Below are 17,775 nucleotides of genomic sequence, written 5' to 3'. Positions count from 1 at the left end.
ATGTCCCCCACGGAGCACGCGGCGGCAGCCGGGGACTCGGCCACGGATTCGGGCACTGATTCGGGCACTGATTCCGGCACTGATTCCGGCACCGCGCAGTGGTACCGGCACTTCGGCACGGTCGATGCGCCCGGTTCCTCCCCGTGCTATGCGGCGTGGGCCGTGGGGATCGCCGGGGACGCCGAATTGATCCGGCGGATCGATCAGTGGCCGCACAAAAAGCGACAGCCGCTGCTGATCCTCGCCGCGGCGCGGTTCCTCGGCGCGCAGGTCGGCCCCTACCGCGAGTTCCGGACCTTCCTGGACGATCACTGGGCCGAGGTCTCGGAAATCGTGCTCTCGCGGTCCACGCAGACGAACGAGGCCGGACGATGCGCCACCCTGTTGCCCTCGCTGGCACAGATTTCGGCTGCGGAGGGCCGGCCGTTGGCCCTTATCGAGGTGGGCGCCTCGGCCGGGCTGGCGCTGTTCCCTGACCGCTACGGCTACGAGTTTGTCGGCGCACGGGCCGACGGACCGGATGGTTCTGGGGCCGGTGCGGCGGAGGCCGCAGAAGCACGGACAACGCGGCTGGCGCCGGCCGGCGCCACGCCCGGCACGTTCCCGGTCCTGCACTGTCTCACCTCGGGCCCGGTGCCGCTGCCGCTGCCGGCGAAAATTCCCAAGGTGGTATGGCGCGCCGGGATCGATCTCAACCCCCTGGACTTGCACAACCCGGACGACGTCGCCTGGCTCGAAGCCCTCGTTTGGCCGGAGCAGGAGTTCCGGCTCGAACGGCTGCGCCAGGCGATCGCAATCGCCCAGGAACGGCCACCGCTGCTGGTGGCCGGCGACCTCAATGACCAGCTCCTGGAACTCGCTGGCCGCGCCCCGGCCGACGCCGCCCTGGTGGTTTTTCACAGCGCCGTGATGGCGTATCTGGATGCCGGCGGCCGCTCCCGGTTCCGGCGCACCATGGAGGATCTTGCGGCGGAGCGGGGCTGCCACTGGCTCTCGAACGAAGGCCACTCGGTGGTTACGCAGGCCGACGGGTCCAACGTGGTCCCGGAAATGGATGACGCCCGGCTCCGCGGCCGGTTCCTGTTGCTGCAGGACGGCCAGCCGGCGGCCATCGCGGGCCCGCATGGGCAGAGCCTGGAGTGGCTCTAGCTGTGGCTCTAGCCGGAGGGTGGCGGTCCGGCTATTTCTTGACGCATTGTCCGGACGAGACGGCATTGCCCAGACCCGGCGCCTGCGCCGCCACGGGGCCGAGGTCATGCATGGTGATGGCATACCCGAGAGCGGACTCGGTGGTGGCCTTGGCAAAGACAACCCCGGCCACCTGTCCGTTCATGGTCAGCAGCGGGCCTCCGGAATTGCCCGGCTGCACGTCCCCGGCGAGCCGGTAGACGTCCTCGGGGGCAGCATTGTTGCCGTAGATATCGGGTACGAGCACGGTGGTGATGTCCTGCACCCTGGCCGGCTTGGACTGGAAAGGGCCGCCGTGCGGATAGCCGGCGAAGGCCGCGGCGCTGCCGGACGGCAGATCGGACGTCAGGGGAAGTGGCGCCGACTGCAGACCGTCGACCGCCACGACGGCGAGGTCATGCTGGGTGTCAAAGTACACAACACGCCCGGGCAGTGCGCCGCCGCCGGGCGTCTCCACCACCGGTTCGTCGACTCCGGCGACCACGTGGGCGTTGGTCACCACGCGCCCGGGGGCCACCACGAAGCCGGTACCGGTCTGGTTCTGACCGCACTGGTACGCGGTTCCGGCGATTTTCAGCACCGACGCGGCGGCCTTGTTCAGCGCCGGCGTGTCCGTGCTGGTGTCCGGGACGGCGACGGGCTGGCCGGTGCCGAGGCCGTCCAGCAGGGTGGGTATGCCCTCGCCGATCACGGCAGAGCGCAGCTGAGCCATCGACGCCTTGACCGGCGTCGGCGTCATGCCGTCGATGAAGCCGATGACCTTGGACTCGGCGAGCTGCTGGGAAACGAACGGCACGCCCAGGGCTCCGATGCTGAACGCCAGCATCGACATTACGAGGGCGGACACCACGACGTTCACGCCTCCCCCGACGAGGCGGTCCGCCGCCTGCAGGGGACTGAACGGAACCACGCTGCGGATCCGCCGTCCGATCATGGTGCCGAGGCCGTTCCCCACGATCATGAGCAGGACGGCGGTGGCCACGATCGCCGTCAGGCGCCAGCCGCTGTCCTCCACGAGCCCGCTGACAATGGGAACGGACACGAAGGCGGCGACCGCGCCTGCGGCGAAGCCGGCGATGCCTCCGAGCGTCACGAGGAAGCCGTTGCGAAGGCCATGGATCAGGTAGGACAAGAGCGCCACAACCAACACCAGGTCCAAAATGGTCAAGCCAAACACCGGGGCTCCTTACAGACAGGTCAGCCATGATTCTAGCGGTGTAAGCTGAACGTTTGCCGATCGGGCGCCAGCCCGGCGGGCCTGCCGGGATCTGCGCCGACTTCCCGAGCCGTGCGCTTTCGGCCCCTTCGGGCGTTTCAGTGCCAACTACGTCACAGAAGCTCCAAAATTCTGAAAGAATGGCTGAAGCGCCCCAGCCGACACAGCTAATCAGGAGATTTCATGGATATCGAGGTATTGCGCCGCGCGCCCCTTTTCGCCACGCTCGACGACGAGGCGTTCCGTCTGCTGACGGACGAACTTACCGAGGTGGACCTTTCACGCGGTGCCTCGGTATTCCGGGAAGGCGATCAGGGTGACCAGCTCTACTTCATCGTCTCCGGCAAGGTGAAGCTTGGCCGCACGTCGCCGGACGGCCGCGAATCACTGCTCGCCATTCTCGGCCCGGGCGAACTTTTCGGTGAAATGGCACTGTTCGACCCCAGCCCGCGAACGGCCACGGCAACCGCCGTTTCCGAGACGCGTCTCGCCGGCCTGAAGAACGAGAGCCTCAACGCGCTGCTGCGCACCCGCCCCGAGGTTTCGGCCCAGCTGCTGCAGGCCTTGGCCCGCCGCCTGCGCCGCACCAACGACTCCCTGTCCGACCTCGTCTTCTCCGACGTGCCGGGCCGCGTGGCCAAGGCACTGCTGGATCTGGCGGACCGCTTCGGCCGCCCGGCGACCGACGGCGTCCTGGTCGCCCACGAACTGACGCAGGAGGAGCTCGCCCAGCTGGTCGGCGCGTCCCGCGAAACGGTCAACAAGGCCCTGGCTGAATTCGTGCAGCGCGGCTGGCTGCGCCTGGAGGCCCGCGCCGTCGTCATTCTTGACATGCAGCGCTTGCGCCAGCGTTCCCGCTAGGGATCCCCAGCAGCAACCACGAAGGCCGGCCCCGGGAACGGGACCGGCCTTCTGTCGTTAATCCAAGGCTTCCTCTGCCTGTTTGTCCTCGGGACATGCCCAGCCCCGGCAGCAAGGACTGGACATAATGCCACTATGTCCACCGGCCAGAGCCAACGGAGGGCATGTCCCCGGCCGGCACGCGGCAAGAAGGGACATGTCCAGCGATGCGGACCAGGGAAGGGCATGTCCAGCCGTGCGGGCCAGGGAAGGGCATGTCCCGACCCAGAGCCCCGACCCAGAGCCTCCTGAACCCGCGTTCCGGGGCCTAGCGTTCCCGCTGAGGGTCGCCGGCAATCGTCTTGGCGGCTTCGACTTCGAGCATGAGCCGGCCTTCTTCCTCGACGAGCTTCGGCTGGTAGACGTGGGCCTTGCGCTTGTAGCTGAGGTAGGCGATGCAGCCGTTGGCCTTGGCCATCTTCTCGAGCATGATCTCCGAGCCGGGCACCAGGAGTTCGCCCAGGGTTCGGCCGACGGTGTTCTCCTGGCCCACCTCGTCGCCAAGCACGGTGGTGTCCCGCTCGCTCACCACGCTCCGGACGCACACCCAGCGGCCCCACACACCCTTGCTCGCCAGCAACGAGGGCTGCTGGTTCACGGGCACGGTGGCGGCGAAGTAGCGGGTGTTGAACCGGCGGTGCGCAAAATCGGGGCTGAGCCAGTTCACCAGGGGCTTGAGCAGGTCAGTGCGCAGGGAGAGCCCGCGCTTGGCGAGCAGGTCGGTGAAGGATTTCTCCTGGTCCGCCACGGCTTCGCGGGCGCGCATCCAGTCGGCCCTGGAGGTCAGCTCCACCGTGGTGGACAGGTCGGGGCCGGCCAGCAGGACACCGGTCTCCTCAAACAGTTCACGGATGGCGCCGACAACGTGGCGGCGCGCCAGCCCGACGTCGGACGTCCCCATGTGCTCGGCCCAGTGCTGGGGCGAGGGGCCAAGCCAGCCGACGGCGTCGTCGTCGGACGCTTCCAGCGATCCGCCGGGGAAGGCGAGGACCCCGAGCGGGGATGCCCCCGTCCGGTAACCGAGCCAGGTCTCCAAACCTGTGGGCGAGTCCCGCAGGAGGATCACCGAGGAAGCAAAGCGGGGCGCACGGGGCGTCCGCTCACCGTGTTCAATCCAGCTACGGGCTGCTCCCTCGAGATCGGGGGGCAGAACAAACAGGCGACGTTCTAACTGAGGCAACGAAGTGACCGGTCTTCTAGGCGAATTCGGCGATCAGTTCGACTTCGACGGGCGAGTCGAGCGGCAGGACGGATACCCCGACGGCGGAGCGTGCGTGCTGGCCGGCGTCGCCGAGGACCTGGCCCAGCAGCTCCGAGGCGCCGTTGATGACGCCAGGCTGGCCGGTAAAGGAAGGGTCGGAGGAAACAAACCCGACAACCTTGACGATCCGCGTGATGCGGTCGAGGTCGCCGATCACACTCTTGACGGCAGCCAGGGCGTTCACGGCGCAGACGGCAGCGTAGGCCTTCGCGTCTTCCGGTGACACCGTGCACTCATCGGAGGCGCCCGCTGAGCCGGCGGACACCTTGCCGGTGGCCTCGAGCTTGCCGTTGATGAACGGCAGCTGCCCGGAGGTGTAGACGTGGTTGCCGGAAATGACGGCCGGAACGTACGCCGCGACCGGGGCCGCGACGTCGGGGAGCGTCAGGCCCAGTTCGGCCAAGCGCTGCTCGACGGCGGACGACGCGCCCGCGCCGGCGGCGTGGCTCGCCGTGCCGGCCGTCGCGGCAGCGGTGTTTTCGGAGACGTTTTCGGCGCCCGCCGGAGTGGCCGGAACGGCTTCTGAGGGGGTGCTCATGGCTACTGCTTCTCCCGCTTCAGGTAGGCAACCAGGCCGTTTCCGTCAGGGCCCGGAACAACCTGGACAAGCTCCCAGCCGTCGTCGCCCCACTGGTCGAGGATCTGCTTTGTGGCATGGATAATGAGCGGAATCGTGGCGTACTCCCATTTGGTCATGACATAAAGCCTAGTCGTTGCCGGTAAAGTGGAAAACATGGCGACTGGCAAGAACCCTTTATTCGACACGGCCACCACCCTCGGAAAGATCCTTCTTTTCCTGGGCGTGAGCGCTATTTGCGGTGTCCTGGTGGCGGGCCTCCTGGTCCCCGCGGCGGCCGTTTCGGGCAGCGCGGCGAGCGGTTCGATCCAGTTCTTTGACACTCTTCCCGCAGAGCTGAAGGTCGATCCGCCGAGCCAGTCGACCACGATCCTGGCTGCCGACGGCAGCCCGATCGCAAACCTCTACGCCGAAAACCGCACCCGTGTTTCGCTGGACCAGATGTCCCCGCACATCAAAAACGCGGTCATCGCCATCGAGGACAGCCGCTTCTACGAGCACGGCGGCGTGGACACCACCGGCATCCTGCGCGCCCTCGTGAGCACCGCCCGCGGCAACAAGCAGGGTGCGTCCACCATTACGCAGCAGTACGTGAACAACGTCATCAACTCCTCGCTGGAGGCCGAAGGCAAGGGTGACGAGGTCCTCCTTAACGGTGTCAACAAGGGCGTCGGGGACAAGCTCCGCGAGATGAAGTTGGCCATCGCGCTGGAGAAGAAGTTCACCAAGGAGCAGATCCTTGAGGGCTACCTGAACATCGTGTTCTTCAACCGGGACGCCTACGGCATCGAGGCCGCATCCAGGCTCTTCTTCAGCACCACGGCCAAGAAGCTGACCCTGCCGCAGGCGGCCCTGCTGGCCGGCGTTGTGAACAGCCCCTCCTACTATGACCCGATCACTAATCCGGAGCACGCCAAGGTCCGCCGCGACCTCGTGCTCCATGCGATGCTGACCCAGGGCAAGATCAAGCAGGCCGACTACGATGCTGCGGTCAAGACGCCGGTCAAGACCAAGGTCACCCAGCCTCGCCAGGGCTGTGCCTATTCGAAGACGTCGCCGTACTTCTGCGACTACGTGCTCCACCAACTCCTGAACAATCCGGCCTACGGGGCCGACGCTGCCGAGCGTGAGCGGAAGATCTTCCGCGGCGGCCTGACCATCAAGACCACGCTGGATCCGAAGGCCCAGGCCGTGGCCCAGGCCCAGGTGGACGCTGCAGCCGGCGCCAATCCCGACAAATGGGGCGCCGCGCTGGTCTCAGTGGAGCCAAAAACCGGCAAGATCACCAACATGGCCCAAAACACCTCGTGGCTGCCGGCCAAGGGGAAGTTCGACACCCAGCTCAATTTCAATGTCGACAAGTATGACGAGAAGGGCAATGACCTCAACGGTCTCGGCGGTGCCCAGCCGGGCTCGACCATGAAGCCATTCACGTTCGCCGAATGGCTGGACGAGGGCAAGTCCATGAACACCGTGGTGGACGGCTCCGTGCGACGGTACCCCCTGAGCTTCCAGTGGAAGAACTCCTGCGGCACCACCACCGGCGCCTACAGCACCCCGGAGCACGACGCGCAACTGGGCGCCGCGGAGGACCTGCAAAATGCCGAAGAAGGCTACTACAAGCCCATGACGGTCCTCAAGGGCCTCTACAACTCGATCAACACGATCACCTTCGCCTCCGCCTCTCAGCTCGACTTTTGCGGAATTCAAAGGATCGTGGACGCCGTCGGCCTGCACTCCGGCCTGCCCACAGTTGAGAAGGAAACCGGCAAGATCCTCGAGGCGCATCCGAAGATCAACATGTCCCAATTGGCCAACCTCCTGGGGTCCACCCAGACGTCGCCGCTGACCATGGCCAGTGCGTTCGCCACCTTCGCCAACGACGGCCGGTACTGCGATCCCATCGCGATCACGTCCGTGACGGATGCGACCGGGGCCCAGCTGCCCGCCCAGGCCACGAACTGCCGGGACGCCATCAAGCCGGAAGTCGCCCGCGGCGTGAACCACGCGCTGCAGGAGGTCCTGAACCGCGGCTCCGGTGCGCTCATTCAGCCACGCATTTCCACCCGTACCAATTTCCCGATCGCGGCCAAGACCGGTACGTCGAACAACAACGGTTCCACCTGGGTGGTCGGGCACACCACCGGCCTGGCGACGGCGGCGTGGTTCGGTGACCCGCTCCTTGACCAGATGCGCGCAGGGCAGAACATCACCGTGAACGGCCAGTTCTACCAGGGCATCGACGGGTACATGATCGCCGGGCCGATGTTCTCCAGGTTCATGGCCGAGATCGCCCCCTCGCACGGCACCGATCCGTTCCCGGAGCCGCCGTCGAACCTGCTGGCGGAGCCGTACCAGCAGCCCAACAACGACAACGGCGGGAACAACAACAACTTCACGCCTCCGGCCACGCAGAACCCGGCACCGTCCGCGCCGCCGTCGGCCGACCCGAAGCCGGCCGACCCGAAGCCGGCCGACCCAAAGCCGACGCCCAGCAAGGGGCCGTAGCCGATGACCTGGGGAAATGATCTGGCGAGCCGCGTTCGAAGCATCGGACGCGGCTTTGCCGTGACCGCCGCGATCGGGACGGCGGCAGGGGCGGCCGCCGCCGGGTACGGGCTTTGGGAGAAGAACCAGTTCGTACTCAGGGAGGAAACCCTCCCCATCCTGCCGGCCGGGTTCGCCCCGTTCCGGATCCTCCACCTCTCCGATATACATTTCGTTCCGGGCCAGCACCGGAAGGCGCGGTGGCTGTCGTCCCTGGCGGAGTTGAGGCCGGACCTTGTGGTGAATACGGGCGATAACCTTAGCCATGCCAAGGGTGTGGACCCTCTCGTGGCGGCCCTGCTTCCCCTGCTGGAGTTCCCGGGCGTGTTTGTCCCCGGCTCCAACGATTACTTCGGTCCGACGTTCAAGAACCCCGCCTCATATTTGCGCGGCCCCTCGGCGCAGCGCAAAGACCCGGAGACACTCGACTGGCCCCGGCTGAGGTCCGAATTCGGCATGTCAGGCTGGGTGGAACTAACCAACCGCTGCCAGTCCCTGGTGCTCAAGGGCATGCGCTTCGATTTTTCCGGCGTCGACGATCCCCACCTGCGCCTCGAACGGTACGCGGGCTGGCCGCGCGGCACCAAGGGCCGGGACGCCGACCCGCATGTGCGCATCGCCGTCGCGCACGCACCCTACCAGCGCGTCCTCGACCACTTCACCGAAGCCGGCGCCGACCTCCTCCTGGCCGGCCACACCCACGGCGGACAGATCTGCGTCCCGGGATACGGGGCCCTTGTCACCAACTGCGACCTTCCCACCTGGCGGGCCCGGGGCCTGCACACGTGGGAAAGCAACGGCAGTACGACGCCGGTGAACGTCTCCGGGGGCATCGGCACCTCCCGCTTCGCCCCGGTCCGCATCGCCTGCCGGCCCGAAGCCGTCCTGCTCACGCTGACCTCCCGCGCCTAGCCTGCCCGCATCTGAGCTTGCCCACCCTCAGGCCTGACGGGTGGACATGCCCTCCCCTCGCGCCCCCGCCCGCACGGGTGGACGGCCTGACGGGTGGACACGCCCTTCCCCTCGGGCCCCCGCCCACGGGACATGCCCTCCCCAGGTCGCGAGCGATGGGCATAGACCCACAATGCCCACCCGCTGCGGCCAAGACTGGACATGTCCCGCTGTGGCTGCGGCCAGGACTGGACATGTCCCTCTGGGGTCGGCGCCACGACTGAGCATGTCCCGCGGCCACGCGCCCGCCGTCCGGACCCATTGCGGATCGTAATGACTGGGCGAGATGCTGGGAGCGCACGACAACGTGTGAATCCGGTCACTGGATGGCCTAGGGTAGTTGCTACAGGAAACTACATTCAACGGTGCTATCTATGCACGGGCGTCTTAAGAAGCAGGCATGGCCAAGCAGAGTTCATTCTTCACCTCCATCAGCCGTCTCTACCCGCATGTCAGGCCAATCCTGCCCCGGCTGGTCATGGGCCTGCTCTGCGCACTGCTGGCCAGTGTCATGGCGCTGGCCATCCCGCAGGTGCTGCGCGTGCTGGTCAACGAATCCCTGGAACCCGGTGGCAGTGCGGAAGCCGTCTGGGGCGCCTCGCTCCTCATCCTGATCCTGGGCATCGCCGAGGCAGGCCTCGTGGCCCTGCGCCGGCAGTTCGTCATCAATCCGGCCACCACGGTCGAGACCCGGATGCGGGTCTCCCTCTACGGGCACCTTCAGGACCTCACCGTCTCCTTCCACGACCGCTGGGGCTCCGGCCAGCTGCTGTCCCGGGCCATGACGGACCTGAACTTCCTGCGCCGCTGGATGGCCTTCGGCGCCATCATGCTGGTGGTCACCACGCTCACCGTGGTGATCGGCGTCGCGGTGATGTTCGCCATGAGCTGGCAGCTGGCCCTGATCTTCCTGGCCGCCGCCGTGCCGATCATGATCTACGGATTCCGCTTCCGCACCCGGTTCAGCAAGGTGGCCCGCCGCAGCCAGGACCAGGCCGGGGACCTCGCCACGACGGTCGAGGAATCCGTCCACGGCATCCGCGTCCTGAAGGCTTTCGGCCGCAGCCGCGAGGCCCTGGAGAACTTCAACGAACAGGCCGAGGAACTCCGGCAGACGGAGATCGTCAAGGCCAAACACCTGGCCACCTTCAGCCTCGTGGTGACGCTCCTGCCCGAGCTCGCCCTCGGCGCCGGCCTCGTCGTCGGCATCCTGCTGGCATCCACGGATCAGCTCTCCATCGGGTCCCTCGTGGCCTTCTTCGCCACCGCCGCCGTGGTCGCCGCGCCGGTCGAGTTCTGCGGCATGCTGCTGGCGATGGCCCTCACCGCGAAGTCCGCGGTGGACCGGCACTTCGAGGTCATGGACGCGCAGAACACGATCACCAGCCCGGACCAGCCCCGCCGGCCGGCCGGGCTCAAGGGTGCCCTTAGCTTCCGCAATGCCGCGTTCGCGTACGAGGACGCCCCGGACAAACCGATCCTCAAGAACATCACCCTGGACATCCGGCCCGGCGAAACCATGGCCCTCGTGGGCATCACGGGCGGCGGCAAGAGCGCGCTGCTGCAGCTGGTCCCCCGCCTCTATGACGTCACTGGCGGTTCCATCACCATCGACGGCGTAGACCTGCGTGAGTTCGGCGTGGAGGATCTGCGCACGGCGGTTGCCGTGGCGTTCGAAGACACCACGTTGTTCTCCAGCTCCGTCCGGGACAACGTCCTGCTCGGCGCGCCCGACGCCGGGTCGGCGGAAGGCCGCGACGCGGCCCTGGAGGAAGCCCTCGACGTCGCCCAGGCCCACTTCGCCTATTCCCTGCCGGACGGGGTGGATACCCTGATCGGCGAGGAGGGCCTCAGCCTCTCCGGCGGCCAGCGCCAGCGCATTGCCCTGGCCCGCGCCATCGCCGCGAAACCGGCCGTGCTGGTCCTGGACGACCCGCTCTCGGCGCTGGACGTGAACACCGAGGTCCTCGTCGAGGCAAGGCTGCGCAAGGTCCTCGCGGACACCACCACTCTGATCGTGGCCCACCGGCCCTCCACGGTGGCGCTGGCCGACCGGGTGGCCCTGCTCGAGGACGGCCGGATCGCCGCCGTCGGCACGCACGCGGAACTGCTCGCCCAGAACAGCCACTACCGCTACGTAATCGCCAGCCTGGACCCGGAACCGCGGGACCTGGATTCAGAACTGTCCGCCCTCGAGGACCAGTCCGAGGAGATTTCCCGATGAGCAGCGCAACGTTCGGCACCGCCAATGAGGACAACGCGCACCTCAGCAAGAACGAGAGCAAGGCCGTCCGGCGGCGCTCCCTGACCCTTCTGGGCTCCCTGATCCGCCCCGTCCGGGCCCGTTTCTGGCTGACGATCGGCGCCGTCGTCCTGTCCCAGGCCGCCCGCGTGGCAGGGCCAGTGCTGATAGCCTTCGGAATCGACCACGCCCTGCCGGCCGTGCGCGCCGGCGACAACCTTCCCCTGGTGTTCGCCGGCGTCGCATACCTCGCCGCGGCCGTCGTGGCGGCCGGCCTGACGGCCCTGTACGTGACCTCGACGGCGCGGCTCAGCCAGGCGATGCTGCTGGACCTCCGCGTCCGGGTCTTCCGCCACACGCAGCGGCTGAGCCTGGAATTCCACGAGAAATACACCTCCGGCCGCATCATCGCCCGGCAGACCTCGGACCTGGAGGCCCTGCGCGAACTCCTGGACTCCGGCGTGAGCTCGCTGGCCTCGGGAATGCTGTTCATGGCGTTTACGGCCGTGACGGTGTTCGCCCTGGACTGGCGCAGCGGCGTGCTGGTGCTGGCCGCCGGCGTGCCGATGTATTTCCTGGCCCGCTGGTACCAGAAGCACTCACAGATTGCCTTCCGCGAATCCCGGGTGGTCTCGGCCCGGCTGATCGTGCACTTCGTGGAGACCATGACCGGCATCCGGGCCGTGAAGGCGTTCCGGAAGGAACACGAGAATGCCGCGCGCTACGCCGACCTGTCCGAGGACTACCGGCGCGCGACCGTCCGCTCCATCAACCTCAACGGCATCTTCCAGCCCGGGCTGGTGCTGATCGGGAACGTGTGCGTGGCCCTGGTGCTGCTCACGGGCGGTTTCCGGGTCCTCAACGGCGACCTCGAGGTGGGTGTGCTCCTGGCCCTGATCCTGTCCACCAAGCGCTTCTTCCAGCCGGTGGACCAGATGGCGATGTTCTACAACTCCTTCCAAAGCGCCCAGGCGGCGCTGGAAAAGGTCTCGGGCCTGCTCGAGGAGATCCCCACCGTGCGGCCGCCGAGGACACCCGTTGCCCTGGACCATGCGCGGGGCAGCATCGACTTCAACGACGTCGAATTCCGCTACGGCGACGGCCCGGTCGTTATCCCGCGGCTGGACCTGCACATCCCCGCCGGCCAGACGGTCGCGCTCGTCGGGCAGACCGGCGCCGGCAAGTCCACCCTCGCGAAGCTGATTGCCCGCTTCTACGACGTCTCCGCCGGGTCCCTGACCCTCGACGGCGTGGACCTGCGCCAGCTCACCACCGAGGACCTGCGCCGGAACGTTGTCATGGTCACCCAGGAGGCCTTCCTGTTCAGCGGTTCCGTCGCGGACAACATCGCCCTGGGCCGGCCCGAAGCCTCGCGCGAGGAAATTGAGGACGCGGCCCGGGCAGTGGGGGCGCACGCCTTCATCATGGAACTTCCGGACGGCTACGACACCGACGTCAACAAGCGCGGCGGCCGGGTCTCCGCCGGACAGCGCCAGCTGATCAGCTTCGCCCGGGCCTTCCTGGCCCGCCCGGCCGTCTTGATCCTGGACGAGGCCACGTCCTCGCTGGACATCCCGTCGGAGCGCATGGTCCAGCAGGGCCTCGCGGGGCTCCTGCGCGGGACGCGGGAGACCGGCACGCGGGAGGCCGGCACCCCGGACACGGCCGGCGGGCAGCCAGCCGCGGACGCGGCCTCCGGACCGGGCGCCGCCCCCGGCGCCGGGCGGACAGCGCTGATCATCGCCCACCGGCTCTCCACCGTGGAGACGGCGGACCGGGTCCTGGTGGTGCACGACGGACGCGTCGTCGAGGACGGCACCCCGGCGCAGCTGATCGGCGACGGCGGCGCCTTCGCCCGGCTGCACGGCGCCTGGAAGGACTCGCTGGTCTGAACCGCTCCCGCTGGGACCGGCCCGCCCCGGGCCGGGACGTCGGCGCGGCGACGTCGTCACCCCACCGTCGCCGCAGGCCCGATTTCACATCCGGGGCCCTGATCGGATACTCTTGTGAAGTTGCTTTTGAAGCAGCGGATCGGGATGTGGCGCAGCTTGGTAGCGCGCGTCGTTCGGGACGACGAGGTCGCAGGTTCAAATCCTGTCATCCCGACCAAAACATAAGAGGGCCCTCCACGCGGAGGGTCCTCTTTTGCGTTTCCCGCACAATTTAGTGTTCTCCCGGCGCCGGTGATCCTCCCGGCGCGGGACGCTGTCCGGACACGGCACAGCCCCGGGAGAAATCTCCCGGGGCTGTGCCGGACCTGCTACATCGGGGTTGCTACATCGGGTCGGGCCAGTTGCCGACGTTCACCGAGTGGGTCATCGGGTCGGGCCAATTGCCCACCGCCTGGGCCACGCGCATGGGGTCGGGCCAGTTGCCGACGGCGGCAACGTCTGAGACATCGGTAAGTGAAGCAGCGGACAGCACGGCCGGGGCCGCGGCGGAGAATGCCAGTGCGCCCGCCAAAACGGCGCCGGCTGCAATCTTCTTCAACATAGAGTTCCTCAATATGGGTTGGGGTCCTTAACCAAGTCAGCACTACCCTTGTTGACACACATTGTAAAATGGTTTCTACAGAGACTGTCAAGCATTTAGTACAAAGAATGTCCGGAATTAGGAGGTATCCGTGGGGAACGGATTTGGGGAGAAGCTCCGCGCGGAACGGCTCGAACGGGGCCTGACGCAGGCGGAGCTGGGCCGCGACCTGTACTCCCCCAGCTACATCTCGCTGCTGGAAACCGGACGCCGCGAACCGACTGCCGATGTCATCGAAGAGCTTGCCCGCCGGCTTGAACTGGCCCCCAAGGCGCTCGAGGCCTGGAGCCAGCCGGTGTCCGTCAGCGACGCCGAATACGTGCTCGCGGGGCTGTATGCCCGGCAGGCCTGGGACCTCCGGGACTATCCCGTGGCCGCCACCCACGCCGCCGCTGCCGCCAAGATCGCCCTGGAGGCCAAGAACACCAGCGCGTGGTGGAACATGACCTATATGCAGGCCGAGTGCCTGATCAAGCAGGGCCTCTGGCAGGAGTGCAAGGACGTGGTCCAGAATCTGCTGGAGCACCCGATGGCCGCGGAGTCGGCCGGGCTCGGCGTCCGGGCCGAACAGATGCTCGCCGCAGCCTCGCAGGGGCAGGGACAGCTGACCGCCGCCGTCGAGCATGCGCAGGAAGCGGTGCGGCTCTGCGCAGAGCTGCCCAAGGGCTCCACCATGATCATCGGCGCCCTCCGCGCCCTCATCGGTGCCCTGGCCGAGAGCGGCCGGCTGGATGAGGCCTGGGAGTACTGCCAGGCCATGAACGACCAGATGGACGACCACTCCATGTCGCAGCTCGCCGGCGAGGTGGCCTGGGTGATCGGCAACGTGGCCTTCATGCGCCACGACTACCCCGAGGGGATCAAATACCACGAGCGGGCCGGCCGGCTGCTTTCCCCGGCCAATGACATCGACCTGTGGGCCCGGTTCAACAAGGCCTCCGCCGCGGTCCGCCTCTCCTCCGGAATCGTCGAGCCCGAGACCCTGTCATCGATCGAGCGCGCCGAACTGGCCCTCTCGATTGTCGGCGGCAACAAGACGGACCAGCTGGAAGTCGCCTTCATCCGGGCCCGCTGGCTCTACCTCACCGGCGACATCGTGGCCGCCGTCCAGAAGCTGCGTGAGATCCACGCCGAGCGGGAGGCGCTGGCCCGGCACACGGCAGGCGAGGTCTCCCTGCTGCTGGGCAAGGCCCTCAAGGCTGCCGGGGAGTCCGCGGAGGCCCTGGTCTACCTTGAGGAAGCCCAGAAGGAGTTCAGCGCGGCGGGCGCCTCGGACCGGGTCCAGCAGGCCCTGGACGCCGTGCTCGAGATCAAGCTGGCCCAGCGGCGGGCCGAGGCCGCTTCCGCGGAAGCATAGCCCGGCCCGGCCGGACCAGGCGAACGGGCGGGCTAGGCGAACACCCGTCCGGGCTAGGCGAACGTCCGGCCGGTGAGCTTCTCGTAAGCCTCCACATAGCGGCTGCGCGTGCGCGCCACGACGTCGGCCGGAAGGGCGGGCGGGGGCGTGTCGGAGGCCTTGTCCCAGCCCGATTCGGGCGAGGTCAGCCAGTCCCGGACATACTGCTTGTCGTAGGACGGCTGGGCCTGGCCGGGCCGGTACGTGGCCGCGTCCCAAAAGCGTGACGAATCCGGGGTCAGCACTTCGTCGCCCAGGGTGATGACGCCGGTGGCCGCGTCGAGGCCGAATTCCACCTTGGTGTCGGCCAGGATGATGCCGCGGCCGCGCGCGATTTCCTCGGCCTTGGTGTAGATCGCCAGGGTCAGCTGGCTCAAATTCGCCGCGACGTCCGCACCCACGAGGCCCACGACGGCGTCGTAGGTGATGTTCTCGTCGTGCTCGCCCACTTCGGCCTTCGCCGAGGGTGTGAAGATGGCCTCCTGCAGCCGTGATCCGTCGACAAGGCCGGCGGGCAGCGGAATGCTGCACACGGTGCCCGACTCGCGGTACTCCAGGAGCCCCGAGCCGGTGAGGTATCCCCGGGCGATGCATTCGACCGGGAACATGTCCAGTTTCTTGCAGATCATGGCCCGGCCCTCGACGGCGGCGGGAACACCGCCGTCGACCGTGGACGCGAGGACGTGGTGGGCGACGCCGAGCTGTTCGAACCACCACAGGCTCAGCTGGGTCAGGATGCGGCCCTTGTCCGGGATCTCGCTGGCCAGGACGTGGTCGTAGGCGCTGATACGGTCGCTGGCCACCACCAGGACGCAGTCCTGGCCGAAGCGTTCGGTGAAGGCCGGGTCCGCGGGGACGTAGAGGTCGCGGACTTTGCCGGAGTAAACGTGCTGCCAGCCGGGCAGGTCCAGCGTGGGGGTGTCCAGTCCGCCCTTGGGCAGGGTCTCAGGGGTGGTGTCGGGCGTGGTCTTGGGCGTCGGGGCCGCGGGTTCGGTCACGTTCACGCCTTCGCTTTCGACGCGGCCGGCGTTCCCGGCGCCGTTACGCGGATTTGGCCGCGGGCGGCCTTACCGCCGATGTCGGTGCGGAACTGGCTGCCGTCCAGCTGGACGAGCTCGACGCCGTCGTACGCCCGTTCCCGGGCCTCCACGAGGTCGGTGCCGAGCGCCACGACGGCCAGGACGCGGCCGCCGGCCGACACGACCTTGCCTTCGCCGTCGAGCTTGGTCCCGGCGTGGATCACGTGGACGCCGTCCAGGGCGTCGACCTTCTTCAGGCCCCGGATGCGGTCGCCGGTGCGCGGGGTGTCCGGGTAGTTCTCGGCGGCGACGACGACGGCTACCGCCGTGTCCTTGGACCAGCGCAGCGGCTGCACCTTGTCCAGGTCGCCCTTGGCGGCGGCCATGAGCAGCCCGCCGAGGGGGGTCTTGAGCCGGGCGAGGACGGCCTGGGTTTCGGGATCGCCGAACCGGACGTTGAATTCGATGACCCGCGTGCCGCGCGAGGTCAGGGCGAGGCCTACGAAGAGGACGCCGACGAACGGGGTGCCGCGGTTGGCCATCTGGTTGACCGTGGGCTGGGCGACGCGGTCGATCACTTCCTGGATGAGGCCTTCGGGGGCCCATTCCAGGGGCGTGTAGGCGCCCATGCCGCCGGTGTTGGGGCCTTCGTCGTTGTCGAAGATGCGCTTGAAGTCCTGCGCCGGGGACAGGGCCACGGTGTTGCTGCCGTCGCAGAGGACGAACACGGAGACCTCGGGCCCGTCGAGGAATTCCTCGATTACGACGGTGCCGCCGGCGTCGAAGCAGCTTTGGGCGTGCGCGAGGGCCTCGTCCCGGTTGTTGGTGACGACGACGCCCTTGCCGGCGGCGAGCCCGTCGTCTTTGACTACGTAGGGGGCGCCGAAGGTGTCGAGCGCGTCGGCAGCTTCCTCGGCGGTGCCGGCCACCCGGGCCATGGCCGTGGGGACGCCGGCCTCGGCCATGACTTCCTTGGCGAAGGCCTTGGACGCCTCGAGCTGGGCCGCGGCCTTGTCGGGGCCGAACACGGGGATGCCGGCGGCCCGGACGGCGTCTGACACACCGGCAGCGAGGGGCGCCTCCGGGCCGACCACCACCAGGTCCACGGTGAGCCTGACGGCCAGCGCGGCGACGGCGTCGGGATCGTTCGCGTCGATCGCATATGTGGGGACCAGGGCGCTGATGCCGGCGTTGCCCGGGGCCGCGTGGACCTCGGAAACCTTGGGGTCAGCGAGCAAGGATCGGACAATGGCGTGTTCGCGGCCGCCGGGGCCGATGACAAGTACCTTCACAGTCTCCAAGGGTACGTGGTGCACCCGGCCGGCTCCTAAGCTGTGTCGGCCGCTGGACATGCTCAATCCTCGCGGCGGCGCACGACCGGGCGCGGACAGTCCCCGCGGGACATGCCCAGTCCCGGCCTCGGCCACTGGACACAATGCCACCATGTCCCTGCCTGGGTCCCAAGGCTGGACATGTCCCGTGGTGCCGGGGAAAAAGTCCCTGCCTGGGTCCCAAGGCTGGACATGTCCCGTGGTGCCGGGGAAAAAGTCCATGCCGGAGGACCGGGGCTGGACATGTCCCTCTAGGTGCCCGTGAGCATGTCCACTCCCGGGTTTGAACTGCTCCCCGGAAGTTGGACTGAGAAATTCAGTTCCGACTCCCGGGGAGCAGTTTTATGCATGTACGTAGTCCGTTATCCGAAGAGCAGCGCGAGGCCGCTGTAGCGTGGTTTGAGAAGGGCATCGCGGATAAAGCGGCTGCGCGGCTGCTGGGTGTGTCTCACTCGCCGGTGCAGCTTCTCTATCTGCGGTGGAGAATCCACGGTCGAGGAGCGCTGATGGCCAAGCCGACAAAACAGGTGTACTCGTTCGAATTCAAGCTCGCCTTGGTCGAACGGTTCATCGCGGGCGAAACTGCCCAGGATCTCGCGGCGGAGGCCGGCTTGT

The 17,775-nt window shown here is 67.7% G+C and carries 14 protein-coding genes and 1 tRNA gene; 8 read left to right on the top strand and 7 right to left on the bottom strand.

Annotated elements, in window-relative coordinates; translation table 11 throughout:
* The gene (locus BLS42_RS00075) at window positions 1-1,149 is read left to right on the top strand and encodes a DUF2332 domain-containing protein (RefSeq protein ID WP_090574586.1); all 1,149 of its coding nucleotides are present in this window, start codon (window positions 1-3) and stop codon (window positions 1,147-1,149) included.
* 31 nt (window positions 1,150-1,180) lie between these two features.
* On the opposite strand, the gene BLS42_RS00070 is transcribed toward BLS42_RS00075, so the two are convergent.
* Window positions 1,181-2,365 (bottom strand): MarP family serine protease, encoded by a 1,185-nt coding sequence (locus BLS42_RS00070; RefSeq protein WP_090574583.1) that lies wholly within the window; start codon window positions 2,363-2,365, stop codon window positions 1,181-1,183.
* A gap of 222 nt (window positions 2,366-2,587) precedes the next feature.
* Here BLS42_RS00070 and BLS42_RS00065 point away from each other — a divergent pair, with 222 nt between their 5' ends.
* Window positions 2,588-3,265, top strand: a complete 678-nt coding sequence (locus tag BLS42_RS00065; RefSeq protein ID WP_011693220.1) for a Crp/Fnr family transcriptional regulator — start codon at window positions 2,588-2,590, stop codon at window positions 3,263-3,265.
* A gap of 307 nt (window positions 3,266-3,572) precedes the next feature.
* On the opposite strand, the gene BLS42_RS00060 is transcribed toward BLS42_RS00065, so the two are convergent.
* The 3 genes from BLS42_RS00060 to BLS42_RS00050 are packed head-to-tail and all read right to left on the bottom strand — an operon-like array spanning window position 3,573 to window position 5,261.
* Window positions 3,573-4,484, bottom strand: a complete 912-nt coding sequence (locus BLS42_RS00060; protein ID WP_090574581.1) for an NUDIX hydrolase — start codon at window positions 4,482-4,484, stop codon at window positions 3,573-3,575.
* Between the two features lie 16 nt (window positions 4,485-4,500).
* Window positions 4,501-5,103: a RidA family protein gene (locus BLS42_RS00055; RefSeq protein ID WP_090574578.1), complete on the bottom strand. Its 603-nt coding sequence runs from the start codon at window positions 5,101-5,103 to the stop codon at window positions 4,501-4,503.
* Between the two features lie 2 nt (window positions 5,104-5,105).
* On the bottom strand, window positions 5,106-5,261 hold the full coding sequence (locus tag BLS42_RS00050) for a Sp36 family protein (RefSeq protein ID WP_003797879.1): 156 nt from the start codon (window positions 5,259-5,261) through the stop codon (window positions 5,106-5,108).
* A gap of 37 nt (window positions 5,262-5,298) precedes the next feature.
* Between BLS42_RS00050 and BLS42_RS00045 the strand changes: the two genes are divergently transcribed.
* The 5 genes from BLS42_RS00045 to BLS42_RS00025 all read left to right on the top strand — a co-directional run bounded on the left by BLS42_RS00045 (window position 5,299) and on the right by BLS42_RS00025 (window position 12,991).
* Window positions 5,299-7,650, top strand: a complete 2,352-nt coding sequence (locus BLS42_RS00045; protein WP_090574572.1) for a transglycosylase domain-containing protein — start codon at window positions 5,299-5,301, stop codon at window positions 7,648-7,650.
* A 3-nt stretch (window positions 7,651-7,653) separates the two neighbouring features.
* Window positions 7,654-8,601, top strand: coding sequence for a metallophosphoesterase (locus tag BLS42_RS00040; protein ID WP_090574569.1), 948 nt, complete (start codon window positions 7,654-7,656; stop codon window positions 8,599-8,601).
* Between the two features lie 439 nt (window positions 8,602-9,040).
* The gene (locus BLS42_RS00035) at window positions 9,041-10,864 is read left to right on the top strand and encodes an ABC transporter ATP-binding protein (RefSeq protein WP_090574565.1); all 1,824 of its coding nucleotides are present in this window, start codon (window positions 9,041-9,043) and stop codon (window positions 10,862-10,864) included.
* Entirely contained in the window at window positions 10,861-12,774 is a 1,914-nt protein-coding gene (locus BLS42_RS00030) for an ABC transporter ATP-binding protein (protein ID WP_090574562.1), read from the top strand. Before BLS42_RS00035 ends, BLS42_RS00030 begins: the two co-directional genes overlap by 4 nt.
* Before the next feature lie 140 nt (window positions 12,775-12,914).
* Window positions 12,915-12,991, top strand: a tRNA-Pro gene (locus BLS42_RS00025).
* 165 nt (window positions 12,992-13,156) lie between these two features.
* Here BLS42_RS00025 and BLS42_RS00020 read toward each other — a convergent pair.
* The gene (locus BLS42_RS00020) at window positions 13,157-13,375 is read right to left on the bottom strand and encodes a hypothetical protein (RefSeq protein WP_090574559.1); all 219 of its coding nucleotides are present in this window, start codon (window positions 13,373-13,375) and stop codon (window positions 13,157-13,159) included.
* Between the two features lie 130 nt (window positions 13,376-13,505).
* Here BLS42_RS00020 and BLS42_RS00015 point away from each other — a divergent pair, with 130 nt between their 5' ends.
* Window positions 13,506-14,771 carry a helix-turn-helix domain-containing protein gene (locus BLS42_RS00015; RefSeq protein WP_090574554.1) on the top strand — a complete coding sequence of 422 codons (1,266 nt, stop codon included), beginning with the start codon at window positions 13,506-13,508 and terminating at the stop codon, window positions 14,769-14,771.
* Between the two features lie 53 nt (window positions 14,772-14,824).
* Here the strand turns inward: BLS42_RS00015 and BLS42_RS00010 are convergent, their stop codons facing one another.
* Both BLS42_RS00010 and purD read right to left on the bottom strand, forming a co-directional pair.
* Complete coding sequence (locus BLS42_RS00010) at window positions 14,825-15,751, bottom strand: phosphoribosylaminoimidazolesuccinocarboxamide synthase (RefSeq protein WP_090575961.1); 927 nt, start codon at window positions 15,749-15,751, stop codon at window positions 14,825-14,827.
* Window positions 15,752-15,810: 59 nt separating this feature from the next.
* Window positions 15,811-17,121, bottom strand: a complete 1,311-nt coding sequence (gene purD / locus BLS42_RS00005; protein ID WP_090575958.1) for a phosphoribosylamine--glycine ligase — start codon at window positions 17,119-17,121, stop codon at window positions 15,811-15,813.
* Window positions 17,122-17,775 lie beyond the last annotated feature (654 nt).

The organism is Arthrobacter sp. ov407 (genome assembly GCF_900102895.1).
Lineage (GTDB): Bacteria > Actinomycetota > Actinomycetes > Actinomycetales > Micrococcaceae > Arthrobacter.
Note: the sequence above shows the minus strand (reverse complement) of the source record. Positions and strands in the feature narration are given on the sequence as shown.